Origin of the sequence: Aquimarina penaris, assembly GCF_040786285.1 — a bacterium.
GTDB lineage: Bacteria > Bacteroidota > Bacteroidia > Flavobacteriales > Flavobacteriaceae > Aquimarina.
Genome location: NZ_JBFMKQ010000004.1, coordinates 399,716 through 426,627 on the forward strand (window position 1 = coordinate 399,716; position 26,912 = coordinate 426,627).

Sequence of the window (26,912 nt, forward strand, 5' to 3'; positions counted from 1 at the left end):
TTAATTGATTTTTTCATGAGTTAACTTTCGTTTAACTATATACAATAAAAATATTCCTATTACTGCTATTAGTGTCATAAAAAGCCAACTATTATCGTATCCAAAGTTAGCAATAAACTGCATTCCGGAGTTATGTCCAAAAATATGAGCAGCAGAAAATGACATGCTATATAGTCCCATATAAGCACCTTGTCTTCCTTTTTTGGCTCTTTCTAGAGCAAATGCGTTTCCGAAAGGGAATGCAATCATTTCTCCAAGGGTAGCTATGATCATTCCTATAACCAAAATCCCAGTCCATGGAGTAATGAGTAGAAGTAAAAAACTGATGCCTGTAAGTAGAAAACCATTTATAACGTTTCCAATTTTTGAAATACTGGTTTTTTCTAAATAGGCTATTAAAGGCATTTCAAAAAGAAATATAAGTGCTCCATTAAGAGCAAGTAATAAACCGATTTTTTCCTCAGTCAATTGATGTACCTCTTTATAATATAAAGGTATGGTAGAGAAATACTGAACAAATATAAACCCAAATAGGGCTAATGAAATTAAAAATATAACATAGGTGCTATCGCGATATGCGGGAACTGGATTCTCAACAATTACTTCTTTGTCAAGTTCTTTAGCTTTTTTAGGGTTTAAGGTTTGGGTCATTACAATTCCTGCTATAATGCACGTGATGCCATCTACCCAAAACAGACCATAATACCCTATAGTAGCAATAATTAATCCACCCAAGGCCGGTCCTGCAGAAAACCCCAAATTAATTGCCAGACGAATAAAGGTAAGAGATCGGGTTTTGTTTTCGGGTTTACTATAGGCACTTAGCGCCACAAAAAATGCCGGGCGTGCGGCATCGGCAATGGCGATGAGTATAAAGAAACTAATACAAATGCTCCAAAAATTAGTAAAAAATTGAACCGCTATGAAAGATATTCCTGTTAATAGTAGAGAACCCAATATAACTTTGTAATATCCTATACGATCACTTAATTTTCCACCAATCCAGGCTCCAAAGAAAGAACCCAATCCATAACTGGTCATTACCCAACCTACTTGCTCTAAAGTAAAATTTAAGTTATCGGTTAAATACAATGATAAAAATGGGATTACCATTGCTCCAGCTCTATTGATAAGGGTGATGAGTGCCAGCCACCAAATTTCTTTTGATAGTCCAGAAAAAGAATTGATATATTGACGTAAAATTCTTTGCAAAAGAGTGTGGATTTGTGTTGAAATTTTAAAATAGTTGGTAAAAGTAGTTTTTTATCTAGTATTGGGATACAATTTTGTCGAAATTAATTAGTTAACTAATTGTAAATTGTACTTTTGCAAAAAAAAAGGAAGTGTATAGATTATTTATTTTATTATTATTTTTCTTTGGAAATGCTATTGCTCAGAATTCTCCTGATATAAAGAGGATATTGCTCTTTCAGGATCAATTAAATAAAGAGTTTGCCTCTGAAGAAACTTCGCCTTTGACTCCCAAAGATCTAAAGGGTTTTAAATCGCTTGATTTTTTTAAAATAGATACTTCTTTTTGCATTAAGGCGAAATTTGTGCGTACACCCTACGAGACTCCTTTTGTTATGAAAACAACAACAGGTAGTGAACCACTCTATGTTAAATATGGTGAAGCACATTTTGTTCTTCTAGAGAAAAAACATGTATTAAATATTTATCAAAACCAAGGACTTACTACGCAACCTGAGTACGAAGGTTATTTATTTCTTCCTTTTACAGATGTAACTAATGGTAAAACAAGTTATAGCGGAGGTCGTTATATAGACCTTAAAATACCGGATGGAGATACGATTTTAATTGATTTCAATACTTCATATAATCCATATTGTGCGTATAGTGAGCGATACTCATGCCCTGTGCCACCCGAAGAAAATGACTTAGATATTAAGATTTCTGTAGGCGTAAAAAAATACATAAAGCATCCCGAGAATGAATAAAAAAACGTGCTAATTTAAATTAGCACGTTTTTTTTATGATAAAATTTCTACTATTTAGAATTTATAGACTGCCCCTAAAACAAACGAAGAAAGACTCTTTGTTACTTCTCTATCATTATCCAAGAATGAATCTTCAGATGCAGAATCTAATCTTAATTCAGGCTTAAGTGTTAAGTTACCAATATCGTAACTACCCGTAAGTGTAGCAGCAATAACACTACCGTCAAGTTCATTGTCAAGACCAATAACTCCTGTTAAACCACCATTATATACAGCAAAATATTCTCCTCTTAATCCTAAAGTAAACTTTTCTGATGTTTTATATTGAGGGTATAATGCAACTCCGTAAAAACCTGAAGCATCTCCATCTTCTTGTGGTTCTGTAGATAAATAGGTAGAGTTTATACCAAGATAGAAATCTTCTGAAACATCCCACCCTGTTGTAAGATCAACTTGAAATGTTGGTCCAACTTCTCCAGGTTCACCTTCGTTTCCATATCTAAAGTTAAGAAAAGCACTACCATTATCAGCAGCATATCCTAATTGAGCACCAACGATATAGGTATCAAAAGGATTACTTTCTGTATAATCTGTTGGATTCATTACGGCTAACATTGCAGACCATTTATCGCTAAGTGTAAAATCTGCTTTTAGACCTGTATGAGAAAATGGCCCATAAGAGAACATGTACGATGTAGAGTAATTAAAATTTCCTGTTGGAGAGATTACTTCATAGCCAAGGAATGTATTAAAATTACCTAAAGTTAGTTTTACCTTTTCAGTAACATTCCAATATGCATATAATTGATTAACAATTTGTGCAGAACCATCAGAAAGAAACACAGCATCTTCTCCTCTTGGTCCAAACACAAGATCAGCAACAAAACCTGCTTTTTCTCCTTCATATCCTAAAATTAGATTAGCCATACCTAACGAAAAACCAGATTGGTTAGCAAACGAGGTCCCCGGAGTTATGAATGTATCATCAGTAGTTGGATCAGCATCAAAATCATCAGCTTTATTAGGAGCTGTGATATTGTATTTATAATACCCATCTACAGATCCGCTAACTGAGAAGTTATCGAACCATTTTTTTTCCTCTTCTTCTTGTGCAATAGTGGTGAAGCTTATAAAAGCTAGGGCAACAAGACTTACTTTTTTAAAAAGATTTGTTACGGTTTTTGTTTTCATAATAAACATTAATTATTGTAATTATTCTTAATTGGAACCGTAAAACTATGTTAAAAGAATTTTACCCCAATAAAAAAAGGGGTGTAAAGGTCTATTTTTATGGTTTATTGATTTTATACCCTAAAAAAATTAAGGTTTAATGTTTATTTGATGAAATTTTAAGAATTTGAAAGTGGTTTTTTAATGATATTTGAAGTATTGCAAAGTTTTCATTAAAAAGAGTTGAGAAAAGTAAAGATGATTTATAGGTAGTGTAGATATTTAAACCATATCATTTTTATTAAAATGATCAATTTAGAGCTTGATTGCCTTTTTCTTCTGTTCTTATTCTATACGTATTCTGGATATCGGATACAAAAATTTTACCATCACCTACTTCTCCGGTTTTAGCGGCTTCAATAATTGCAGCTATGGTTTTTTCTTCAAATTCATCAGATACGACTATAGAAATATGTCTGCGTTGTATATCTGATGTGTTATAACTAATACCTCGATATACTTTTCCCTTTTTTTCATTGCCCACACCGGTAACATCCCAATAGGTGAAAAAATTAACTCCAATATCATGTAGATTATCTTTCACGTCATTAAACCTTGATTTACGTATAATAGCTTCAATCTTTTTCATGGATATTCTATGTTTGTGGTTGGCGCATTCATAATACTTAAAAGTGATGTTCTTTTTTATTTGGAAAGGAACATTCCTAAAAATACGGCTAATAATCCTAAAATAAAAGAACCAGCTGTATAAATAAAAAGACTCCAAAGGTCACCGTTTTTGAGCATAATCTGGTTTTCGTATGCAAAAGAAGAAAATGTAGTAAAACCACCACAAAAACCGGTTGCCAAAAGTAAAACAGTATTTTGTGATAAGGAATTGGCTTTTAAGGATAACCCAAGAATGACACCAATTAATAAGCTGCCAATAATATTAACCGTTAAAGTCCCAAAAGGAAAGTTATAAAGGTTTTGATTGAGAAATTTACTAATTAGATAGCGGGCAACACTACCGGTTCCTCCACCAATAAATACTAAAAGTAATTGTTTCATTAATCATCAATTAAAAAAAACTGCATTTTAAACAGAATGGTAAAATGCAGTTTTTATATAGTAATTCCTATTTTATTGGAACATAAATTTCTGTAATCCATTCTGCGGGATTGGGCTGTAATCCCGGGTCTGTTTTATATACTTCAAAAGCAGGAGATTTGGCGTCGGGTTCTAAACCATTATCTGCGATATATTTATATCCTGTTTCCCAAGCTTCCTTCAAGTTAGCATAATCTCCCTTTAATGTTGTCTTAACTACTTTTTGTTTTGGTAAGAAATCACAAAGGATTACACTTTCTTTGGGAGTTACGACTTTTTCTCTTGTAGGTATTGCCGAAGAGAAAATTGTAGTCCCTTGTTCAGGGTTAAATTCGTTATACAAGGTAAACGGCATCCCGGTTTGCGGAAGATTGTTCTGTTTCATATATGTATTTACCGCAGGAAGCATTTGCGCCATCTTTTCTGCCATTCCTGCAATAGAAGATGTTGTAGCAGTATACATGTAAAATCCTCCTTCATGCTCGGTTACACCGTCAACGTTAATAGAGTATTCTTTCATTTTTTCTTTGGTATAAATATCTAGTTTTTCGAGCCCTCTTTGATACATTGGTCTTAGCATTTGCGAAACGGTACTATCTTGTGTAGCCCAGAATGCTTTTTCCATAAAAGACTGTGTGCCCTTCATTCCCCAGGTTACTTTTGTCTTATTGCCTTCAATTTTTTCAAACTTCCAATACACATCACTTTTACTTTCACCCATTGGAGTAACGAAAGTGATATTTTGATCAATACTGCTAAAAGGAGAAGCTTTTTTAGTTTCCATTTTGCCGTCTCCCTGTGTTTCACTTTTCCAACTATAAGAAGCTCCCTCGCCACTGGTTTTTTCTGGATATTCCATAATTAGATCATCAGATTCATCCATCCAAGGACCCCATTTTTCCCAAGTTTTATACTCGTTAATGGTATTAAATAATAGCTCATCTGGGGCATCAATTACTCTGCTTTCTTCAACTTGAAATTCTCCATCGATAGTAGCGACATATACGGCACCACCAATGATGACTAATAATAATAGAAAAAATAAATACTTGATTATTTTCATGTTAGTTAGTTTAGATTGTTTGATTAGCTAATATAACTAATTTTTGCCTCCTTTTATTTTGTTACATTTGTCAAAACAATAAACACTCAATAATGAAACTCAATAGAATATTATTTTTTATTGCTATTACCAGTATGCTAATGGCATGTAAAAAAGATCCTAAAGTACAGGATCAAATTGATCAACAAGAACAAACAACGGTAGAAGAAAAATTTGATTATGTTGTAGAGCAGTTTGCCGACCTTAAAATCCTGAGATATCAAATCCCGGGATGGGATAATCTTACTTTAAAAGAGCAAAAATTAGTCTATTATCTTACCCAAGCTGGTTTAAGTGGAAGAGATATTATGTGGGATCAAAATTACCGTCATAATCTAGTCATTAGAAAAGCCTTAGAAAAGGTATATACTTCATACGAAGGTGACAAAAATTCTAAAGATTGGAAAGCTTTTGAAACTTATGTAAAACGTGTTTGGTTCTCTAACGGGATCCACCATCATTATAGTAATGACAAAATCAAGCCAGAATTTAGCAAAGATTATTTTAGTTCTCTTCTTGCTGCGACTGGTACAGAGGTGTCAAAAGATGCGTATGAAGTGATTTTTAATGACAAAGATGCTAAGAAAGTAAATCAAGCAAAAGGAGTTGATAATGTGGCAATGTCTGCGGTTAATTTTTATGGCCCAGGTGTTACTAATGCAGATGTAGAGTCGTTTTACGGAAAAATGAAGTCTCCTAATCCTGATAAGCCATTATCATTTGGTTTAAATTCTCAGTTGGTAAAAGAAAATGGAACACTTAAAGAAAGAGTGTATAAATCAGGAGGATTATACGGATCTGCTATCGATGAAATTATCAAATGGCTTGAAAAAGCAAAAGAAGTAGCCGAAAATGAGGCGCAAGGGGATGCTTTAGGATTATTGATAGAGTACTACAAAACGGGGAATTTACAGACGTGGGATGATTATAATGTAGCCTGGACTGCAGCAACCGATGGAAATATTGATTACATCAATAGTTTTATCGAAGTATATAATGATCCATTAGGGTATAGAGGTTCTTATGAAACTATTGTAGAAATTAAGGATTTTGATATGTCTAAGAAAATGGCGGTATTATCTGATAATGCACAATGGTTTGAAGATAATTCTCCATTAATGGATGCACATAAAAAAGATAGTGTTGTAGGTGTTTCTTATAAAGTAGTTGCCGTAGCAGGAGAAGCAGGAGACGCTTCACCAAGTACGCCAATCGGAGTTAATCTACCTAATGCCAATTGGATTAGAGCAGCAGTAGGATCTAAATCTGTATCTCTGGGTAACATTATTAGTGCATATAATAATGCAGGAGGTTCTGGTCGTCTAAAAGAATTTGTTCACGATAGTATAGAATTTGAACTAGAAGAAAAGTATGGACAGTTAGCCGATAAGCTACATACTGCATTACATGAAGTAGTTGGTCATGCATCAGGGCAATTGAATCCTGGAGTAGGTGAGACCAAAGAAACGCTTAAGAACTATGCATCTACCATGGAAGAAGGTCGTGCTGATTTGGTAGGATTATATTACTTGATGGATCCAAAATTACAAGAACTTGGTTTAGTTGAAGACTGGGAAAAGACAGGTAAAGCTGCTTATGACGGTTATATTAGAAATGGTTTGATGGGGCAGTTGATCCGTTTAAATCTTGGAGATGATGTAGAAGAAGCTCATATGAGAAACAGACAATGGGTAAGTGCCTGGGCGTTCGAAAAAGGAGCTAAAGATGGTGTAATCGAAAAAGTAACCAGAGATGGTAAAACGTATTATGATATCAAAGATTATAAGAAGTTACGTGATATTTTTGGACAGTTGCTACGCGAAACACAACGTATCAAGTCTGAAGGTGATTATAAAGCAGCAGAAGCTTTAGTAGAAGGATACGGAGTAAAAGTTGATCAAGCAATACATGCAGAAGTATTAAAGCGTAACGAGCAATTTACATCTGCACCGTATAGTGGTTTTGTAAACCCGGTTTTAGTGCCAGAAATGGATGATAACGGAGAGATTACTAAAATTAAGGTAACACAGCCAGAAGATTTTGCTTCTCAAATGTTAGACTATAGTAAGAATTATAACTTCTTACCTGAGGTGAATTAATTTAGGTAAAGATTATATTTTAAAACCTCTTTTCTTAATTAAGAAAGGAGGTTTTTTTAATGAAGTTTTCATTGGATTAACTGGTTACATTAATTTTTATACATTCAGATGATTTGTTTGGTGACTTTGTTCCGCTTGATGAAATCAATTGACCATTTGCCAGAAACATATTTGTGTTCCAGTCTATAGTATTGCCATCCAAAAAATTATAGCTAACTGTTCCAGTAGACGAACAGTTACCTGGAGCATTCGTCCATATAAAACCATTGTTTATCGAGCCTACAATTTCACCATTAACTAGGATTTCAATTTTTGTTATAGGAATGCCATTAAAGGAGTTAAATCGTGCATAAAAGGTAATTTTAGAATATATGCAAGAACCATCATTCTCGTCTGCGTTTGAATTATAATTTAAAGCGTTAGAATCGTTGCATCCTATGACTGCTTCTTCAATAGGAATTGGAGTAGCATCGTCATCATCGTCGCTATTACAAGAAATAGTAGATATTGTTAATAGAGTTAAAAAAAGGATAAGTGATTTTTTCATGATCGTTTGATTTTAGATTAATATGTGTTTAAATTACCTTTAAAAAGAGCACAAAAATATACCCATAGCAGGGTATATTTGTCATTTTTAAGTAGTCTAACTATCTAAAAATCATACTTTTTCTCAATAGCATATCGCAATAATTCTCCTTTGCCATGTAGGTCTAGCTTGCGGATGATATTTTTACGATGTGTTTCTATGGTAGAGACCGAGTTGAAACGGATGGCAGCAATCTCAGATGAGGTTTTTCCCTGTCCGATAAGCTTTAAGATTTCTCGTTCGCTTTTTGATAATACTTGCTTCTTAGAAGGTTGTTTAGCATCTTTTGTAAACAGTGAAGGGTCAAGAGCCGCATCAAAATAAGTTCCCCCTTGTGCGACTTCTTGTATTGCGGTTAAGACTTCTTCTAGCGGAGAGTTTTTAAGCAGGTATCCTGAAGCACCAGCTTCAAGCATTTGTCGTACAGCATCTTCTTGATCAAACATAGAGAAAGCAATGATTTTGGTATGTGGCATTTCTTTTTTAATAATGTTAGTCGCGGCGATACCATCAATTTTTGGCATTCTGATATCCATCAGTACAACTTTGGGTTGTTTTAGTCGTACTATCTTTAATAGTTCTTCACCATCATTAGCCATACCCACAATACTGATCTCTTCTTCGTATTTAAGAAGAAGTTTTACCCCGTCTATTAAAGATTGGTGATCTTCGGCTATAGCTACAGTAATCATATGGGTATATTTATAATGATGTTGGTTCCTTTTCCAAGAGTGGAGTCAATCTCGAAAGTCCCCTCAAGATGTTCTACACGTTTTTCGATAGTTGCTAGCCCCATACCGTCTTTTTCTGGCAATACTTTGGCATCAAATCCTTTACCGTTATCCTCTACAATGATGTTTAATAATGAATCATGATTTGTAAGAGAAATATGAATTTCGGTGGCATGGGCATGTTTGATAATGTTAGTAATTAGCTCCTGGATCATTCTAAAAATAGTAATCTCGAGCGTGTTATCTAATCGTTTTTCGAGCCCATAATCTTGTACTTCGACTAATAACTCATTAGAATTGGATACTTTTTTGGCTAGCTTTTTAATGGCGGGTAATAATCCTTGTTTAGCCATTACACCACTGTTTTTTTCATGTGCTATCGTACGCACTTTTTGATAAGCTTCTTCAAGTAAGTTATCTGTTTTGTTGTATAGTTCTGTTATATTTTTAGTTTCGGAATTGTCTTTATTATTCTTTAAATGCTGAAAATGAAGTTTTACTGTGGCTAATGTACTCCCTAAATTATCATGTAGGTCATTGGCCAAGCGCTGCCGCTCTTTTTCTTGTCCAGCAATCATGGCATCAATACTGGCTAGTTCTTGTTCTTTTAAGAGCTTTTCTGTTTTCTGGATCTCAATTTCTCGTTGCTGTTCTGCAATACGTTGTTTACGCCTGGTATTTTTGTAGATTAATAACGTAATAATCGATCCTAATGCTAATAAAGATATACTAGCGATTAATTGATTTCTGGTTCTTCTTTGTTTTACTTCTGTTTTTAGATTGGTGTTTAGGAGTTGGATGATTTTTTTTTCTTTTTCGGCGGTTTGGTATTTAGTTTGAATTTCAGAAATTTTAGTTTTTTGTACTATTAAATCAAGACTGTCCTCGATTTTTTTTTCGATTAGTTGCATTTTATATGCATTCTTGTAATCATTTAAACTCTTATACCCACTTGTAAGATATTGATAAATACTTAATTGTTCTCTTAAACTTTGATTTGGTATTTTTAATTTTTTTAAACTGTCCAATTTTTTTATTGATTCTTCATACCTACCAATTCCTTGTAGGAAAATTGCCTGATTAATTTCTAGACCTAATGATCTAATTTTACAATATGAGGAATTACACTTGTCATATTCTTTTTTCGCAAGATTATAATATTGTAAAACACTGTCATTTTTTTTTAAAAAAAGCATGTAGTAATTTCCTTTTAATTGGAAAGATTCTCCAAAGGTAATGGGATGGTTGACTCTTTCTGCTTTAAGGAATAAACTATCAAAAAGTGAAATTGAAATTAGTTTTTTTTGAGAATAATTCTCCTGCATTTTTAAACCGATATTCCAAAAAATATATTTGTATTTATCAAAATCATCACAGATGTTTTTTTCGTATCTTTTTAAACTTTCTTTTAATGGCGGTATGTTTTTTTGCGTTTTAAAAAAGTAATCACAAATTCTTCTTAAGGATTCGCTGCTTAAGCACTTGTTTTTGTATTTTTTTGATAGATGATATGCCGTTTCATATTCGCTTATGACATCTGAATCCCTATACTTTAGTTTACTTAGTATATAATCACCTTTATTAATATGATAGATTATGTTTATAAAGGTATTACCTTCTTTACTTTTCCTCAGAGATTTGAAGTTTGAATAAGTGGAATCACTAATCCTGTGATTTTTTAGTTTTTCTAATTGACATTCAATAAAAGCAAATAAGAAAGGCGATTTAATTAGATGTTTATTTCGTTCTAAATAATCTATTCGATGATTCTTTAAAGGAATAATATATTCTTCGATAAAAGTCATTTCATATCTATTCTGACTATAAGAAGGGTTAAGGCTAAAAAGTATCAGAATTGATATGAAATAAAACTTGTTAATATTACATAAATTATACCGCAACTTGAATGTATTAAGTAATATTACATTAGTAAATTTAGAGAACATATGACCCCAGCACAGCAAAACTTATCAATTTCTTTAATAAATTTTTCATCGAAATAAAGAGGAAGGTTTTGAGAATTGATTCTTATAGAATCTAAAGATTCTTTTAAATATTTTGGGTTTATTTCAACCTCAATTAGCTCTTTCTTATTTACTGTTTCACAAGGTTTAGCTATTCTTGTTCTTCCACTTATAGGGCTACTACCTGATGTATTTAGGTCTATAAAAGTTGTTAATTTGTATTTGTATCCCTTATGATTATATAACTCTAAAGTAGGAACTCCTTTAATTTTAAAGAATGAAACCGGGGTTTTGCCAATCGATCTAACAGCAAGATCTAGTTTTGAAAAAGTAAATTTATCTCCTCTTTGAGTACCATCTACTTTGCATAAAATCATAAATGGTATCTTGCTTCGATCTGAACTAATGTGGATCACTTGTGGTTTCTTTTCATTTAAATCAAGGTTGAATCGTAAAGTGCTTTTAAAACCCTTGTTAAAGGTTTTTGGGATACCAGTTTCGTTCAATAAATTTAAAAAATTTGCTTGAAACCCTTTATTTAAAATACAACTGTCTAATTGATTTTTGGTATTATCTAGTTGACTTTTTGCGTCGATTAATTCTTTTTTATACTTGCGATTACAACTAGATAGGCAAAGTAAAAAAAATGTTAGTGCTATAAATGTTAGACATGTTTTCATTTTTATAAATTTTAGTTATTTAGTTACTTCCCAAATCTCTCAAAAAAGAGTATATCAATCCATACCCAATACATGGTATATTGCTTTGTTGACGATAAATGTTTACATGAAATAATTAGACTATAGTCTAAATAGGGGTATAGCTACAATGCAAAGATGCGATAGAAAAAAGGGGTGTGTTATGGTTTACTCAGGTTGTAAATACGTTTTTAACGCAAACAACAATATAATAAAGATAATAAAACCAATTAAAATAAACAGGCTGCCTTTGTAATATTTGCGATGTAGCTTAAGATCCTTTCTGTAGCTAAAAATCATTAGAATGATAAAAGCAACTACAAAAAATCCTGCAAATAGTAACTGGCCCTGACTAAACATATTTTGTTATTTTTACGGCAAAGATAATCTATAAAAATATACTGATGAAGGATAAAATTAGTGCGGTACAAGAATTTCATACGGCGTTTGAGATTGGGTATAAAAATGAACCTATTGCTGATCTGGGAGAAGCAAAAAACACGCTGCGGTTTAATTTAATGAAAGAAGAAAATGAGGAGTATCTAGAAGCAGCACAAAATAATGATTTAGTTGAGGTGGCAGATGCCTTGGGCGATATGCTCTATATTTTGTGTGGTACCATCATCGAACATGGGATGCAGCATAAAATTGAAGAAGTGTTTAACGAGATTCAGCGAAGTAATATGAGTAAATTGGGAGAAGATGGTAACCCTATCTATCGAGAAGATGGTAAAGTGCTCAAAGGGCCAAATTACTTTAAACCCAATATCAAAGAAATTTTAGATCGATAAAAAAATTCCCGAAGAACATTCTTCGGGAATTTTTTATTTGAAAGATTCGTAATTCTGAATTCGTAATTCAAAAACTACACCTTATATCTCCATCCAAAAGAATCCTCGGCTTTATTATATTGAATATCCATCAATGCTTTCTTGAAATGCGAAGCATAGGAGTTTTCTTGTTTTGCTAATTCGTAATGCTCACCTTTATATCCAAAAGCTTTTACAGGGCTTACTACTGCTGCAGTTCCTGCTCCGAAAATCTCTTTCAAGCTACCATTCTTTGCGGCTTCAACAATCTCACTAACTTTTACAGGTCTAACGTCTACCTTAATCCCTTCTTTTTCGGCTAAGGCAATTAAACTTTTACGAGTTACACCATCAAGAATTCGATCACTAATTGGTGCAGTTAATAAGGTGTCATTCACTCTAAAAAATACATTCATAGTACCGGCTTCTTCCATGTATTCATGGGTATCAGCATCTGTCCAAACAATCTGTTGGTATCCTTTCTCTTTGGCGAGTTTGGTTGGATAAAATTGACCAGCATAGTTTCCAGCTGCTTTAGCATATCCAAAACCTCCATTTGCCGAACGACTATATCTTTCTTCAACTAATACACTTACTTCGCCGCTATAGTATGATTGCGCCGGAGAGCAAATAATTAAAAATTTATATTCATCAGCTTCAGATGCAGAAACACTGGCCTGAGTAGCAATCACAAATGGTCGAATGTATAAAGAATTTCCAAAACCTGGCTTAATCCATTCGTTATCTAATTTGAGTAGCGTATTTAATCCTTCAAAAAAGTAATCTTCAGGGAAATCTGGCATTGCTAATCGCTCTGCAGACTTATTAATACGATTATAATTCTCATCTGGTCTAAACAAAAAAGTATCTCCGTTATCATCCTTGTAGGCTTTCATTCCTTCAAAAACAGCCTGGCCATAGTGAAAAACACGTGCAGATGGCTCCATACTCAATGGACCATAAGGAACAATCTTTGGTGTTTGCCATTCTCCATTGATATAATCACAGACAAACATATGATCAGTAAAAATATTTCCGAAATTAAGATTTTCAAAATCTACTTGTCCAATTTTGGACTCACTAACTTTATTAATTTCTAAGGTCTGCGAAATTGTATTTTTCATTTGACATTTTTTAAGGTGATCACAATCTGTTAGTAGTATAAATTCATTGTATTTTGTCAAAAAAAGATATGAATACTAACAACTAATCTTATAATTCACAAAAATACCCTTTTCTGATAAAATAAGAATTTTTAAAATACGTAATTTTACCATCAAAGACCAATAATTATAGAATAATGAATAAAAGCATACTTTTTTTAACGGGATTATTGTTTATAACGACTAACTGTAGAAATAAAAATGAAGTTTCTACATCGATGGATGATATTATGTCAGAAAATTATGATTCTTATGGAGAAGAAATATCTTCTAAAAAGATTTATTATAAAAATCTAATAACCGAAAAGTACGATGATCTTACAGAAGAAGATACAGTAGATGTTGCTTTTACTGGAGTTGTGAATTCTGTTTGTAAGGCTAAGGGATGTTGGATGAGAGTGGCATTGAGTGGTGAGAAAGAAGTAATGGTGAAGTTTAAAGATTATGGTTTTTTTGTTCCAAAAGATATTGAAAATGACACCGTAATTATTGAAGGAAAAGCATTTGTGAGCGAAATATCTGTCGAAGAACAACGTCATTTTGCAAGTGATGCAGGAAAATCTGAAGATGAAATTGCTGCGATTACTCAGCCTAAGAAGACCTATTCTTTTATAGCAGATGGTGTTTTGATTAAGAAATGATGGAAAACCAATTAAAACGAGAAATTATTACTACCGCAGATGGTTCGACAACAATTCACTTACCAGAGCTGAATGAACAGTACCATTCTAAACATGGCGCTATTAATGAAGCAAAACATGTGTTTATTAAAAATGGTTTTGATTATGTTCTAGGTCTAGGTGTTTTAAAGAAATTGAATATCCTTGAAATAGGTTTCGGAACAGGGCTAAATGCTTTTATCACCTTTCTTGAAGCAGAAAAAATTAATCAAAAAATTCATTATGTTGGAGTAGAGGCGTATCCCGTTGCGTTTGACGAGGCAATTTTAATGAATTACTCTGCAGAACTTTCAACCGAAGAAAAAGAACCAATATTTGAGTTATTACATCAATCTGCCTGGGAAGTTCCATTTGAGATTTCTCCTGATTTTGTGCTTACCAAGCGCAAACAATTTTTTGTTGATATCGAGGATAAAGATATCTTCAATCTTATATATTTTGATGCTTTTGGAGCTAGAGTACAACCCGAACTTTGGACAGTAGAAATCTTTCAAAAGATGTATAACGCGCTTCAGCCAAAAGGGGTTCTAGTTACGTATTCGGCAAAGGGTAGTGTAAGGCGTGCAATGCAAGAAGTGGGTTTTCAGGTAGAACGACTTCCTGGTCCTCCCGGTAAACGAGAAATGCTTAGAGCCACAAAAGTGTAATTTAAAACGTTGTATTTTTTTACTTTCTTTTTTATAAGATGATGAACGATTGTTAAACCTATAATAAAGAGATTGTTTTTGTTATAAGGTGATGGTATTTTGCACCAAATTATAATAAATGAAGGTTTTAATTACTGGTGCCACAGGATTAATAGGCCAGGAAATTGTAAGGCTATGTCATCAATCTGATATTGATGTAAATTATCTTACGACCAGTAAAAATAAACTAAGTACTACTTCTAATTATTCCGGTTATTTCTGGAATCCTGAAAAAAATGAAATTGATGTAAAATGCTTAGAGGGTGTTGAGGTCATCATTAATCTTGTTGGAGCAACAGTGGCAAAAAGGTGGACATCGACACATAAAAAAGAGATCCTAAATAGCAGGATAGGGACCGCTAGTTTACTTTTAGAAACCCTAAAAAATGTAAAACATTCTGTTCGGCATGTCATTTCGGCAAGTGCAATAGGAATCTACCCTGATTCCTTTCAGAATTATTATATGGAGGATTCTCCAGAACGAGATACAAGCTTTTTAGGACAAGTAGTCACTAAATGGGAAGATGCTGTTCTTCAATTCAAAACCATAGGAATTGATGTTAGCTTATTGCGTATAGGACTTGTATTGTCTGATCAAGGAGGAGCGTTTCCGAAAATAGCAAAACCAATTCAATATGGTTTTGGAGCTTTTTTTGGTAACGGTAAACAATGGCAGAGCTGGATACACATTCAAGACCTTGCTAGAATGTTTATGTATGTAATGCATGAAGAATTGAACGGAGTTTTTAACGCAGTAGCACCTAATCCGGTTTCTAATAAAAAATTGACCCGAGCTATAGCAGAAAAGTTGGATAAAAAAATAATCCTTCCTAATGTACCGAGGCTTACTTTACAATTGTTTTTAGGAGAGATGCATATTCTTCTATTCTCTAGTCAGCGTGTTTGTAGTAATCGAATTTTGGCATCTGGATTTGAGTTTCGGTATGATAATATCGTTTCGGCAATCGATGCTCTTATTTCAGAATAATCAAAAAAAACCGACACATAGTTGCATCGGTTTTTTAGTTTATTGTAGAGAGGATTAAGCTTTTTTGGCTTTTACACTAATTTTTAATTCTATATCATCATTGATGAATTTATCCCCTAGGTTTTCAAATATTGATTTTGAAGCATAGTTTACACCCCATTCTGTACGATTAATAGTAAATACTTCTGTACTTAATGTCATCGTATCTCCTTCTATAGAGGTGCTTGCAGGAAACGAAATATTCTTTTCGATTCCTTTTATAGTAAGATTACCTTCTAGATAAGTTTTTCCTTCTTTTTGAGTAATTCCTGTAATTTCAAAAGAAGCTTTTGGGAATTTAGCAACATTAAAGAAATGATCTTCTTTTCCTTCTCCTTCACCTCTAAGATGACCTTCAAGTCCTGTTTTTTCTTCACCTTCAAGATCTGTGACATTAATCGTGGTCATGTCAATCATAAAAGACCCGCTCTCAATTTTTCCTTCTTGCGTTTTTACAGTTCCTTGTTCTAATTGTATGGTACCTGTATGTTTGCCTGCTGGTTTTGATCCAGTCCATTCTATAATACTAGATGCTGGGTCTACAACATAAGAGATAGCTTCTGCAGTAGCTTCTTTAACTTCTTCGGCTGTAGCAGCTTCGGTTTCATTCTTTTTTTCGCTTTTACAGGAAAAAGCAGTCATCACAAGTGCCATTATGATTAGTGTATTGATCAATTTGATTTTCATAGATAATAGTTTACTGGGTTTTTAAAGGGATCAAAATTATTTTTTTGTGAATGAAACACTCTTAAATATATACTAAAATATTCCTGTGACATTATGACATTAATTCAAAAATGGCAGTACTTTTGCTACTTCAAAATCAAAACTTATAAAAGGTACGAGTTACATGAGTAAGAAGAATAAAAATACTGAAGATGTAAAAGATCAAGTAGAAGAAATACTTGATACTCCTGTTGAAGAAACAGAGAAAGAAACAGAAATAGTAGATGTAGAAACACAGCTTAAAGAAGAATTAGAGAAAGAAAAAGATAAATTTTTAAGACTTTTTGCTGAGTTCGAAAATTATAAAAAACGTACTTCTAAGGAGCGCATAGAGTTATTTAAGACAGCAAGTCAGGATGTTATCCAATCCATGTTACCTGTGTTAGATGATTTTGATCGTGCATCAAAAGAAATAGAGAAATCAGAAGACAAAGATCTTATCAAAGGAGTAGAACTTATTCATAATAAACTGAAGGAAACTCTGAAGAGTAAGGGATTGTCTGAAGTCGAAGTTGGAGCTGGTGATGCTTTCAATGCTGATGATCATGAAGCAATAACACAAATCCCTGCTCCTAGTGATGATTTAAAGGGTAAGATTGTAGATGTTATAGAAAAGGGATATAAACTGGGAGACAAAGTTATTCGTTTTCCTAAAGTAGTGACTGGTCAATAATACATTATGAAAGAAGATTTTTACGACATATTAGGGATAAGTAAAGGTGCTACTGATGCAGAAATCAAAAAAGCATATCGTAAGAAAGCTATTGAGTTTCATCCTGATAAAAATCCAGGAGATAAAACAGCTGAAGAAAAGTTTAAAAAAGCAGCAGAAGCTTATGAGATTTTAAGTGATCCTGATAAAAAAGCTCGTTATGATCAATATGGACACCAAGCTTTTGAAGGCGGTGGCTTTGGTGGTGGCGGTGGCATGAATATGGATGATATATTCAGTCAGTTTGGTGATATCTTTGGCGGTGGCGGTTTTGGTGGCTTTGGCGGTTTTGGCGGAGGCGGAAGACAACGCCGTGTTAAAGGAAGTAATCTTCGTATTCGGGTTAAGCTTACCTTAGAAGAGATCGCAAATGGTGTAGAGAAGAAAATCAAAGTAAAACGAAAAATTCAAGCTCCGGGTACTACCTATAAAACTTGTGGAACATGTAATGGTACTGGACAAGTTACCAGAATCACCAATACAATTCTCGGAAGAATGCAAACTGCAACCACTTGTTCTACATGTGGAGGAGCCGGACAGTCTATTGATCATAAACCAGCAGATGCAGATGCTCAAGGTCTAAGAGTAACAGAAGAAACCGTAAGTATAAAAATCCCTGCAGGAGTAGAAGAAGGAATGCAGCTAAAAGTATCTGGAAAAGGTAATGAAGCTCCGGGTAATGGTATTGCAGGAGACCTTCTTGTGGCTATAGAGGAGCAAGATCATCCTTTTTTACAACGAGAAGGAAACAACTTGCACTATGACCTGTATATAAGCTTTTCTGAAGCGGCTTTGGGAGCATCCAGAGAGATTGATACCGTTTCGGGTAAAGTACGTATCAAAATTGAAGAAGGTGTGCAAAGCGGTAAAATCCTGAGATTACGAGGAAAAGGTATTCCTAGTATTAATGGGTATGGTAAAGGTGATCTTTTGGTACATGTAAATGTCTGGACACCAAAAACATTAAATAAAGAACAAAGAGAGTTTTTCGAAAAAATGGCCAAAGATGATCACTTTATGCCAAATCCTGATAGTGGAGAAAAGTCATTTTTTGAAAAAGTAAAAGATATGTTTTCTTAATAAATTCGGGTAATTTATCATATGATGAATCATTTGTTTTTATTAACTTTTGATTAAGAAAAATTCGTATATTTGAATTATCACTAATCTATTTAGTGATAATTTTTCTTTTTCATAGCAATTTTTTTCCCATCCTTAATACTTGTATTCAGGGTGGGTTTTGTTTTTTATTAATTTTTTAAACATACAAATAGTGCTATTTATGTCGCCAATAAATAGTAACTTACATATATGATAATTACTGATGTAAATTGAATATAATATTCATTCTTTTACAGATTCAAAAAGAACAATTAACGTAAATGGTGTCATTTAGACCATGAGAAACAAATAAGGGCAGATTTCAATCAAAAACCCTCCCAATTGCAGGATAGAAGTATTAAAATACCACTCAAAAATAAATGAAATACTTAAAAGAATCTAAATATATTTGGGACAAATTTGTGCCAACCGAAGGAAAAGCCGATACTGTACAAGGAGAGTTATTGCGATCGTTGGAGAAATTACGTTGGGAAGCTCAAAATAATGGAAATAAAAATTGGGACGAACGTTTTGAAGATTTTGCAGATTATATAAGCGATACCTTATGTACTTCAGGAATATTTAATGATAAGGCACGTATAGAGATCCAAAGAAGTATTGATTGTATCAAAGATTTTGAATATCCAGAGGTAAAAGATGATATCTATGACTGTATATCTGATTATATAGTAGAATGGTATCTGGATATGAATGGAGAGATTCCTGAGGAGGCAAGAACAAAACAAGATGAGGGGGCTTATTTTTTTAGGTTTGAAAAAGTATTTAAAATAGTAAATAAAATATTACTTCCAAAATCAGATTTCAGAGAATCAGAAATGTTTCCAGAAGTTATATTAAAATTTCCATGTAAAAAATGTAATGAAACTAATGAAGTTAAGATTATACCTTTTAAAACAGGAACCTCTTTAGATATATTGACTCAAAAAAAATTAATAAGTAAAGAAGAATTGATTAAAAATGGAGTGGCTAAATCTGCTGCTAAATTTCAATCACATTTGGGAGAGTTAATATTTTGCAATCTTCCGGCCTTATATGAAGGTTTTAAGTGTAGTTCTTGTAGTGAAACGTATCTTATAGTATTTGGATCTGGAGAATCGCAACCAGGAAGAATGACTTGTCAAATATCAGGAATATGGAAAGTCGAATTTGATGATATTAATTTGGAAGCGCTTAAAGAAGAAATTTTTGGGCACTTGATATATAAAAGAGATACAGAACTTAAGAAAATTCTTGAAAAATATCCTGCTCGTATTGATGAGTTTATAAAAAGTGGTTATAATGGTCTTATGCATGCGGTTATTGATAACAATATTGAAATAGTAAAACTCTATTTAACGTATGGAGCAGATCCAAACCTTAAAGATAAAACCAATGATTCTGCACCTCTTCATTATGCCGTTGACAGGCATAATTATGAAATCGTCAGGTTACTATTGGAGTATAAAGCCGAAGTAAATTCACTGGATTCTTATGGCAATAATGCGTTATTTGCAGCATTAAAAAGTAGAAATGAAGGACGAGAAATTATTGATCTTTTATTAGAGTATGATGTAGATAAAGCGCATAAAAACCACTATGGGAATAGTGCAGAAGATCGTGCCAAACGGTTTAAATTTAAGCTCTAATCCTGTGCTAACCTAAAAAATGATGCTTTAAATACAGCTTAAAATGGGTGTCCATGAAGAATACAAACTTCTTTAAACTTGCTATAAAAAACGATGAACTGGTAAAGTTTGCAATGGGAGAAGATACATATTTTATCCAGGACAGAGAATATGATGAACATTCTGTTGTTGGTTCTTGGAATACGTATGTTTTACCTTATTTTAAGAATAATAAGAATGATTGTATAAAAAATGTGAGGTTGATGTTTTCTCAATTGTCTAAGGCTGATCAGATATCGATTTGTGTCAAAGTAGAAAAGTTACTTTATCATTTGTATGTGTATTATTACTTTAAAAGTAAAGGAGATATCAATTTTTCAATTGATGATATTGAAGAAGTTATACTAATCGAAATAGAAAAATGCAGAAAGAATATTCAATTTGCAAACGATACTGCAAAATTAAATGGACTTATTACTTCAGTTCAAGCTGTAAAAAATAAAGGAGGTCTTTTAGGATATTCATTAGAGATTGTAAAATTGGATTATGAGGCTTTCTATAAAGCAGTGTATAAGAATGATGTGAATAGTGCTACCAAAATGATTGAAAAGGGCATTGATGTAAATAAAAAGAATGAATTTGGAAAAGCTGCTTTACATGAAGTTGTTATGAATGGGCAATTAAATATGGTCAAATTGCTTCTAGAATCTAAGGCAGATATTGATGTATTAGATGATCAAAGTTATACCCCGATTCATTATGCAATTTCTGGGAGTCGTCCAGAGATTTTAGAGATATTAATATCCCAAGGCGCTAGCTTAAGTTTCAAAGATTCATACGGCAATAATTTAATTTCAATAGCAGTTAATGGGTATAGAGAGGATGATAGTATTATTAAAATACTATTAAAAAATAAAGTAGATCCAACTATTCCCAATTATTATGGAAATGACACCTTAGGTCAGCTAGAGATGCCAAAAAATGAAAAAATTAGAGTGTTGTTTTCAAAATGGGGTAATTTTCAAACATATCAAAAAAATGAATATGATAAGTTACGCGTTGCTATTTCTAAAAATGATATCGATACAGTTTCAGAGTTAATTCGGCAAGGAATTGATATTAATGAATGTACTCAATTTGGTAATACTGCTTTACATTCGGCGATGCGAGATGATCGTCTTGATATTGTAAAATTGCTTATTGATTCGGGAGCCGACATAAATATGTTGGATACTGAAGGGTATAGTTCTTTATATTTATCGGTTTCAAGAACACTTCCAGAGATTTTAGAAGAACTTATAAAGAGTGATGCAAGCCTAAATTTTAAAGGCCCTGATGATTATTCACTAATTAAAACTGCAATTATGCGATATCAAGGAGATGATCGCATTATCAAAATATTGATCAATAGTAAAGCGGTTCAAGTATTAGTAAACCAAAAAATAAAAAAAGAAATAATTAAATTATTAAAAAAAGCGAAAAACAAAAATATTAAACCTTTGTTTGCTCAATGGTTAGATTAATACTAATTTTTTTTGTTTTATAGGAAAGTTATTATATCAATATTTAATAATTATTAGCATAAGTTTTTAAGTTTTCGTATCATTCGGGTTTCATATAAATTATAACAATATCATTAGTATTTATGACTAATCTTTTAGAGGTCAGGCAAGCCACAAAACGATTTGGAACCTTTACAGCTCTTAATGATGTATCCATACAGGTGCCAAAAGGGAGCATTTTTGGATTATTAGGACCTAACGGAGCTGGTAAAACAACATTAATCAGGATTATCAATCAAATTACATTACCCGATGAAGGAGATGTATTACTGGATAATGAGCTGCTAAAACCAGAGCATATTAAAGATATTGGATACTTACCCGAAGAAAGAGGACTTTATAAGTCTATGAAGGTTGGTGAGCAAGCTTTGTACCTGGCACAGCTAAAAGGACTTAGTAAGAAAGAAGCTAAGGAGCGTCTTAAATATTGGTTTAATAAATTTGAGATTGCCCATTGGTGGGATAAAAAAATACAAGAACTTTCTAAAGGGATGGCACAGAAAGTTCAGTTTATAGTTACCGTACTTCATAGACCTAAACTTTTAATATTTGACGAACCATTTAGTGGTTTTGATCCCATTAATGCAAATGTGATTAAAGATGAAATCCTACAATTGCGTGATGAGGGTGCAACCGTAATATTTTCTACCCATCGCATGGAAAGTGTTGAGGAATTATGTGATCACATCGCATTGATCCATAAATCAAAAAAAATAGTAGAGGGTAAGCTCTCTGATATTAAAAGAGAATATAAATCCAATACCTTTGAAGTTGGACTTTTAACCGAGAATAATAATGGTTTGTATCAAACTCTTAATGAAAAATTTGAAATTATTCCTGCAGATTTTAGAACTATAGATGAGCAATTGAAAGTAAAAATAACCTTAGACCAAAATATGTCATCGAATGAGTTGTTATCATACTTGTCGGATAAAGCCCAAGTAATGCGTTTTAATGAAGTAATACCAACAGTCAACGAAATATTTATTAAAACGATCACAGACAATGAGTAATCTAAAACTAATTATAAAAAGAGAATTCATAGCTCGTGTACGCAACAGAACATTTGTTGTCATGACTTTTTTAAGTCCTTTGATTTTTGTGGGGATGATATCATTAATTACATGGCTGGCAACTCTAAATAATGACGAGACGAGGGAGATCGCTTTTTTTGATGAAACGGGTGTGTTTATTTCAGATCTTAAGAATTCGGATCAAATAAACTATATTAATTATAGTAATCTAACGTTAAACAATGCTAAAGATTCGGTAGTACTTAAAGAATTATATGGATTACTATATATTCCTAAAAAACAATCCAATCGAGAGCTGGCAGAATCTATACAATTTTATGCAGATGAAGCACCTAATATTTCCATTCTCAATGATATAGAAGAGGTAATTGCTGGTAAGTTAACCAATCAAAATTTTGAAAAAAAAGGATTGGATCTAAATGTGATTGAAAATTCTAAAGCCAACGTTAGTATTCAGATCGAGAACTTTTCTGGGGAGAAGACTTCAAAAATGTCTAGCTATGTAAAAATGATTTTTGGTGGAGCAGCGGGGTATTTACTTTTTATGTTTGTTATTATTTATGGTAATATGGTGATGCGATCCGTTATAGAGGAAAAAGCAAACCGTATCATCGAAATTATTATTTCTTCCGTAAAACCTATGCAATTAATGATGGGTAAAATTTTAGGAACATCTTTGGCAGGAATTCTTCAATTTGCTATTTGGATACTATTAGGAGGTGTTTTGTTAACTATAGCAACCTCTTTTTTTGGGATAGAACCACAACCAGTGGGTATAGAGCAATCTTTAGCTATGCAAGAAGGTAACCAACAAGAAATACAGCTAGTACTTCAGGACATCTTGAAACTTCCGTTAGTGACTATGGTGATATCATTTTTAATATATTTTATAGGAGGATATTTTTTATATAGCTCGATTTATGCTGCGATAGGTGCGGCCGTAGATAGTGAGACAGACTCTCAGCAGTTTATGTTACCCGTAATTTTACCACTGATGTTAGGGATTTATGTGGGGTTCTTTTCGGTAATAGAAAACCCTCATGGTACGGTCTCAACCGTATTTTCTATGATACCTTTAACGTCACCAATTGTAATGCTAATGCGTATTCCTTTTGGAGTAAATTGGTGGGAAGTTGTGATTTCGATTATTCTTTTAATAGGAAGTATCATATGTATAACCTGGTTAGCAGGAAGAATTTATAGAGTTGGTATTCTTATGTATGGAAAAAAACCAAGCTATAAAGAACTATTTAAGTGGTTAAAATATTAATATCATGATATTTCAAGAAGAAATCACAGAGCAGGTAAAGGATGTAATCCAAAAAGACATTTGGGGAGCAATTAAAGATTTTTTAGGGTACGAAATCTTTCATTTTGGCACAGAACACCCGATTGTACTCACAGTACAATTACTATTGTTTGTAATAGTAATTCTTTTAATGACCTCTTATGCATTAAAAGTCTTTAAAAGAATCATTACCAGAAAACTTCAGAGTGAGGATAAACTAAAGTTTGAATCTATATTCTCATTCTTGAAATATTTTGTGTATATCATTGTTATTTTTGGTGCGCTAGACGGTATCGGATTCAATATTACCGCAATTTTCGCAGCATCTGCAGCATTATTAGTTGGTGTTGGTCTTGCACTACAAACTTTTATTCAGGATATCTTATCAGGAATTTTTATCTTTATGGATCAAACGGTACATGTTGGAGATATTATAGAAATAGAAGATAAGGTTGGACGCGTAGAAGAAATTAAATTGAGAACTACCAGAGCGGTTACCATAGATAATAAAGTACTTATCATACCCAACCATAAGTTTATGACATCGTCGCTTTATAATTGGACACAGAACGGAAGCATGACAAAAGAGTCAATTAGCATTGGCGTAGCATATGGTAGCGATACTCAATTAGTAAAAGATTTATTGATAAAAGCTGCATTGTCTAATGATAGTATTTTAAAAACCCCTGCACCTTTAGTACTATTTACAGATTTTGCAGATAGCTCATTAAATTTTAAATTGATATTTACAATGAGTGATAGCTTTCAGGCGGGAATTCCTAAAAGTGAAATACGATTCGAGATAGATCGTTTGTTTAGAGAGCATAATATTAGTATTCCATTCCCTCAACGAGAAATCACTATCTTAAAAGAAAAAGAATAACACATAAAATAGCTATCAAGAGCCAAATAACCGATACTTCCCAAAAATGAGAAACAAGGATCTAATTTTAATATGCATATTCATCTGTGCTATTTGTAATATAAGATCCCAGGAAACAGATTTAGCAAGGATCGAATACGCCTATATTCCGCAAGCAAATAGTGACAATGTGTATAGTCGTTTTAGAATTTCTGCAAACTATCCCATAAAAATGAAAAAAAAGGGATCGTATTTGGTTATCTCGCCACAATATCGATATAATAGCCTAAGCCTAAAGGATGCACTGATATTTGAGCAAGGGGGTGACCTAAATGCTTTTCAGACGTTCGGAGTAGAATTTGGATATACTTTCAAGATGAAAAATGACTGGAGGTTTGGAGCTAAATTAGGATCTCAAATCTCATCGAATTTTGAAGGTTCTGGTGTCGAAAGTGATGATTTTAGGTATTCTGTATCGCTATATTTAGTGAAGAGTTATAAAAACCAGCAAGCTCCAAAAACTGCTAGATTAATACTTGGTTTGAGATATGCAGTACCCGCAAGTATTAATTTTCCGTTACCGATTATTAATTATTTTAAAAGATTTCATCCGAGCTGGTCGTATTCTGTGGGTACACCCAAGACAAGTATAAAATATTTTTTTAATGAGAAAAATACACTTCAGGCCTTTGTAGGACTAGATCGATTTTATGGTAATTTACAGAATAACAGGGCGTTTGTAGATGAAAACGGAGAAGTTAAAGTTGCAGAAAATGCATCTATGCTTAATGTTATGGGAGCATTAGGCTATCAATACTATTTTACGGAACACTTATTGTTCTACACATATGCAGGATATACATTAAGTAATGAAATTCGTTTACGAGATGATAAACAAGAAAATGTATTAACCATCAACAATGGTAATACATTCTATTTTCGTAGCGGAATTAAACTAAAAATATAATGGCAAAAATATTAGTAATCGAAGACGAAGCAGCAATCCGAAGAGTTTTGGTTAAAATCCTATCTGAGGAAAGTGATAAATATGAAGTTTTTGAGGCCGAAGATGGTCTTGCCGGAATAGAGAAGATCAAAACTGAAGAATATGATCTGGTATTGTGCGATATTAAAATGCCTAAAATGGATGGAGTAGAGGTACTTGAAGCCATAAAAAAGATAAAACCCGAAATTCCAATAGTAATGATTTCTGGTCACGGAGACTTGGATACAGCTGTTAATACAATGCGACTTGGAGCCTTTGACTATATTTCTAAACCACCTGATTTAAATCGTTTACTTAATACCGTACGTAATGCGTTAGATCGAAAAGAACTTGTTGTAGAAAATAAAAGACTTAAGAAAAAAGTCTCTAAAAACTATGACATGATTGGAGAGTCTAAAGCTATTTCTGATATTAAAGATATTATCGAAAAAGTAGCTGCTACAGATGCTAGAGTTTTGATTACAGGACCCAACGGTACAGGTAAAGAATTGGTAGCGCATTGGATTCACCAAAAAAGTGAGCGATCTGTAGGACCTATGATAGAGGTTAACTGTGCAGCGATACCGGGAGAATTAATAGAAAGTGAGCTTTTTGGTCATGTAAAGGGAGCATTTACATCGGCTAATAAGGATAGAGCAGGTAAATTTGAAGCTGCCAATGGTGGAACAATTTTTCTAGACGAAATTGGAGATATGAGCCTTTCTGCACAAGCAAAAGTGCTAAGAGCATTACAAGAAAATAAAATACAGAGAGTTGGTAGCGATAAAGACATTAAAGTAAATGTACGAGTAGTTGCTGCAACAAATAAAGATCTTAAAAAAGAGATAGCCGAGAATAAATTTAGAGAAGATTTATACCATCGTTTGGCAGTGATCTTGGTTAAAGTACCCGCACTTAATGAAAGAAGAGAAGATATTCCTCTATTGGTTGATTATTTTACTAAAAAAATCTCTGGGGAACAAGGATCTCCTATAAAGTCATTTTCAGCGAAAGCGATCAAACAATTGCAACAATATGATTGGACAGGAAATATCAGAGAATTACGCAATGTTGTTGAACGTTTGATTATCCTTGGAGGAAAAGAGGTAAGCGAAGAAGACGTGAAACTTTTTGCAGCAAAATAAATGCTATACTTACATTAAGGTAGTTTATGATCTACATCGAGGAGTATATTTTTTTAACCAACTCGTGTAATGAATAAATCTTATATTGC

General features: G+C 33.0%; 26 protein-coding genes. 15 read left to right on the top strand and 11 right to left on the bottom strand.

Annotated elements, in window-relative coordinates:
* Positions 1-1,212, bottom strand: coding sequence for an MFS transporter (locus tag ABW637_RS18720; protein WP_367586250.1), 1,212 nt, complete (start codon positions 1,210-1,212; stop codon positions 1-3).
* 131 nt (positions 1,213-1,343) lie between these two features.
* Here ABW637_RS18720 and ABW637_RS18725 point away from each other — a divergent pair, with 131 nt between their 5' ends.
* Positions 1,344-1,958 (top strand): DUF1684 domain-containing protein, encoded by a 615-nt coding sequence (locus tag ABW637_RS18725; protein ID WP_367586251.1) that lies wholly within the window; start codon positions 1,344-1,346, stop codon positions 1,956-1,958.
* Between the two features lie 54 nt (positions 1,959-2,012).
* Here the strand turns inward: ABW637_RS18725 and ABW637_RS18730 are convergent, their stop codons facing one another.
* The 4 genes from ABW637_RS18730 to ABW637_RS18745 form a co-directional block, all read right to left on the bottom strand.
* Positions 2,013-3,149 (bottom strand): porin, encoded by a 1,137-nt coding sequence (locus ABW637_RS18730; protein ID WP_367586252.1) that lies wholly within the window; start codon positions 3,147-3,149, stop codon positions 2,013-2,015.
* 289 nt (positions 3,150-3,438) lie between these two features.
* Positions 3,439-3,777, bottom strand: a complete 339-nt coding sequence (locus ABW637_RS18735; protein WP_367586253.1) for a P-II family nitrogen regulator — start codon at positions 3,775-3,777, stop codon at positions 3,439-3,441.
* Positions 3,778-3,833: 56 nt separating this feature from the next.
* The gene (gene crcB / locus ABW637_RS18740) at positions 3,834-4,199 is read right to left on the bottom strand and encodes a fluoride efflux transporter CrcB (protein ID WP_367586254.1); all 366 of its coding nucleotides are present in this window, start codon (positions 4,197-4,199) and stop codon (positions 3,834-3,836) included.
* A gap of 67 nt (positions 4,200-4,266) precedes the next feature.
* Positions 4,267-5,301, bottom strand: a complete 1,035-nt coding sequence (locus ABW637_RS18745) for an SRPBCC family protein (protein ID WP_367586255.1) — start codon at positions 5,299-5,301, stop codon at positions 4,267-4,269.
* 92 nt (positions 5,302-5,393) lie between these two features.
* Between ABW637_RS18745 and ABW637_RS18750 the strand changes: the two genes are divergently transcribed.
* Positions 5,394-7,439 carry a dipeptidyl-peptidase 3 family protein gene (locus ABW637_RS18750; protein ID WP_367586256.1) on the top strand — a complete coding sequence of 682 codons (2,046 nt, stop codon included), beginning with the start codon at positions 5,394-5,396 and terminating at the stop codon, positions 7,437-7,439.
* Between the two features lie 76 nt (positions 7,440-7,515).
* Here ABW637_RS18750 and ABW637_RS18755 read toward each other — a convergent pair whose 3' ends face one another.
* The 4 genes from ABW637_RS18755 to ABW637_RS18770 form a co-directional block, all read right to left on the bottom strand.
* A complete protein-coding gene (locus ABW637_RS18755) occupies positions 7,516-7,986 on the bottom strand; it encodes a hypothetical protein (RefSeq protein ID WP_367586257.1) in 471 nt (156 codons plus the stop codon).
* Positions 7,987-8,090: 104 nt separating this feature from the next.
* Positions 8,091-8,717, bottom strand: coding sequence for a response regulator (locus tag ABW637_RS18760; protein ID WP_367586258.1), 627 nt, complete (start codon positions 8,715-8,717; stop codon positions 8,091-8,093).
* A complete protein-coding gene (locus ABW637_RS18765; RefSeq protein WP_367586259.1) occupies positions 8,714-10,561 on the bottom strand; it encodes a sensor histidine kinase in 1,848 nt (615 codons plus the stop codon). Before ABW637_RS18765 ends, ABW637_RS18760 begins: the two co-directional genes overlap by 4 nt.
* A 116-nt stretch (positions 10,562-10,677) precedes the next feature.
* On the bottom strand, positions 10,678-11,400 hold the full coding sequence (locus tag ABW637_RS18770) for a hypothetical protein (protein ID WP_367586260.1): 723 nt from the start codon (positions 11,398-11,400) through the stop codon (positions 10,678-10,680).
* 422 nt (positions 11,401-11,822) lie between these two features.
* On the opposite strand from ABW637_RS18770, the gene ABW637_RS18775 reads away from it, so the two are divergent.
* Complete coding sequence (locus ABW637_RS18775) at positions 11,823-12,209, top strand: pyrophosphohydrolase domain-containing protein (RefSeq protein WP_367586261.1); 387 nt, start codon at positions 11,823-11,825, stop codon at positions 12,207-12,209.
* A gap of 74 nt (positions 12,210-12,283) precedes the next feature.
* On the opposite strand, the gene ABW637_RS18780 is transcribed toward ABW637_RS18775, so the two are convergent.
* Entirely contained in the window at positions 12,284-13,351 is a 1,068-nt protein-coding gene (locus ABW637_RS18780; protein ID WP_367586262.1) for a branched-chain amino acid aminotransferase, read from the bottom strand.
* Between the two features lie 176 nt (positions 13,352-13,527).
* Between ABW637_RS18780 and ABW637_RS18785 the strand changes: the two genes are divergently transcribed.
* The 3 genes from ABW637_RS18785 (at position 13,528) to ABW637_RS18795 (ending at position 15,744) form a co-directional block, all read left to right on the top strand.
* Positions 13,528-14,031: a DUF4920 domain-containing protein gene (locus ABW637_RS18785; RefSeq protein WP_367586263.1), complete on the top strand. Its 504-nt coding sequence runs from the start codon at positions 13,528-13,530 to the stop codon at positions 14,029-14,031.
* The gene (gene mnmC2, locus ABW637_RS18790) at positions 14,028-14,717 is read left to right on the top strand and encodes a tRNA (5-methylaminomethyl-2-thiouridine)(34)-methyltransferase MnmC2 (RefSeq protein ID WP_367586264.1); all 690 of its coding nucleotides are present in this window, start codon (positions 14,028-14,030) and stop codon (positions 14,715-14,717) included. Before ABW637_RS18785 ends, mnmC2 begins: the two co-directional genes overlap by 4 nt.
* A 118-nt stretch (positions 14,718-14,835) precedes the next feature.
* Positions 14,836-15,744, top strand: coding sequence for a TIGR01777 family oxidoreductase (locus ABW637_RS18795; protein WP_367586265.1), 909 nt, complete (start codon positions 14,836-14,838; stop codon positions 15,742-15,744).
* Positions 15,745-15,798: 54 nt separating this feature from the next.
* Here the strand turns inward: ABW637_RS18795 and ABW637_RS18800 are convergent, their stop codons facing one another.
* Positions 15,799-16,470 (bottom strand): YceI family protein, encoded by a 672-nt coding sequence (locus tag ABW637_RS18800; protein WP_367586266.1) that lies wholly within the window; start codon positions 16,468-16,470, stop codon positions 15,799-15,801.
* A 163-nt stretch (positions 16,471-16,633) separates the two neighbouring features.
* Between ABW637_RS18800 and ABW637_RS18805 the strand changes: the two genes are divergently transcribed.
* The 9 genes from ABW637_RS18805 (at position 16,634) to ABW637_RS18845 (ending at position 26,823) form a co-directional block, all read left to right on the top strand.
* Complete coding sequence (locus ABW637_RS18805) at positions 16,634-17,182, top strand: nucleotide exchange factor GrpE (RefSeq protein ID WP_367586267.1); 549 nt, start codon at positions 16,634-16,636, stop codon at positions 17,180-17,182.
* Positions 17,183-17,188: 6 nt separating this feature from the next.
* Complete coding sequence (gene dnaJ / locus ABW637_RS18810; protein WP_367586268.1) at positions 17,189-18,301, top strand: molecular chaperone DnaJ; 1,113 nt, start codon at positions 17,189-17,191, stop codon at positions 18,299-18,301.
* Between the two features lie 401 nt (positions 18,302-18,702).
* Positions 18,703-19,968 (top strand): ankyrin repeat domain-containing protein, encoded by a 1,266-nt coding sequence (locus ABW637_RS18815; RefSeq protein WP_367586269.1) that lies wholly within the window; start codon positions 18,703-18,705, stop codon positions 19,966-19,968.
* 53 nt (positions 19,969-20,021) lie between these two features.
* Positions 20,022-21,470, top strand: coding sequence for an ankyrin repeat domain-containing protein (locus ABW637_RS18820; RefSeq protein WP_367586270.1), 1,449 nt, complete (start codon positions 20,022-20,024; stop codon positions 21,468-21,470).
* A 122-nt stretch (positions 21,471-21,592) separates the two neighbouring features.
* Positions 21,593-22,522, top strand: a complete 930-nt coding sequence (locus ABW637_RS18825) for an ABC transporter ATP-binding protein (RefSeq protein ID WP_367586271.1) — start codon at positions 21,593-21,595, stop codon at positions 22,520-22,522.
* Positions 22,515-23,813, top strand: a complete 1,299-nt coding sequence (locus ABW637_RS18830; protein WP_367586272.1) for an ABC transporter permease — start codon at positions 22,515-22,517, stop codon at positions 23,811-23,813. The genes ABW637_RS18825 and ABW637_RS18830 overlap by 8 nt, the downstream gene beginning before the upstream one ends.
* 4 nt (positions 23,814-23,817) lie before the next feature.
* The gene (locus ABW637_RS18835; protein WP_367586273.1) at positions 23,818-24,714 is read left to right on the top strand and encodes a mechanosensitive ion channel family protein; all 897 of its coding nucleotides are present in this window, start codon (positions 23,818-23,820) and stop codon (positions 24,712-24,714) included.
* 46 nt (positions 24,715-24,760) lie between these two features.
* A complete protein-coding gene (locus ABW637_RS18840; protein WP_367586274.1) occupies positions 24,761-25,660 on the top strand; it encodes a DUF2715 domain-containing protein in 900 nt (299 codons plus the stop codon).
* On the top strand, positions 25,660-26,823 hold the full coding sequence (locus ABW637_RS18845; protein WP_367586275.1) for a sigma-54-dependent transcriptional regulator: 1,164 nt from the start codon (positions 25,660-25,662) through the stop codon (positions 26,821-26,823). Before ABW637_RS18840 ends, ABW637_RS18845 begins: the two co-directional genes overlap by 1 nt.
* The last annotated feature ends 89 nt before the right edge of the window (positions 26,824-26,912 follow it).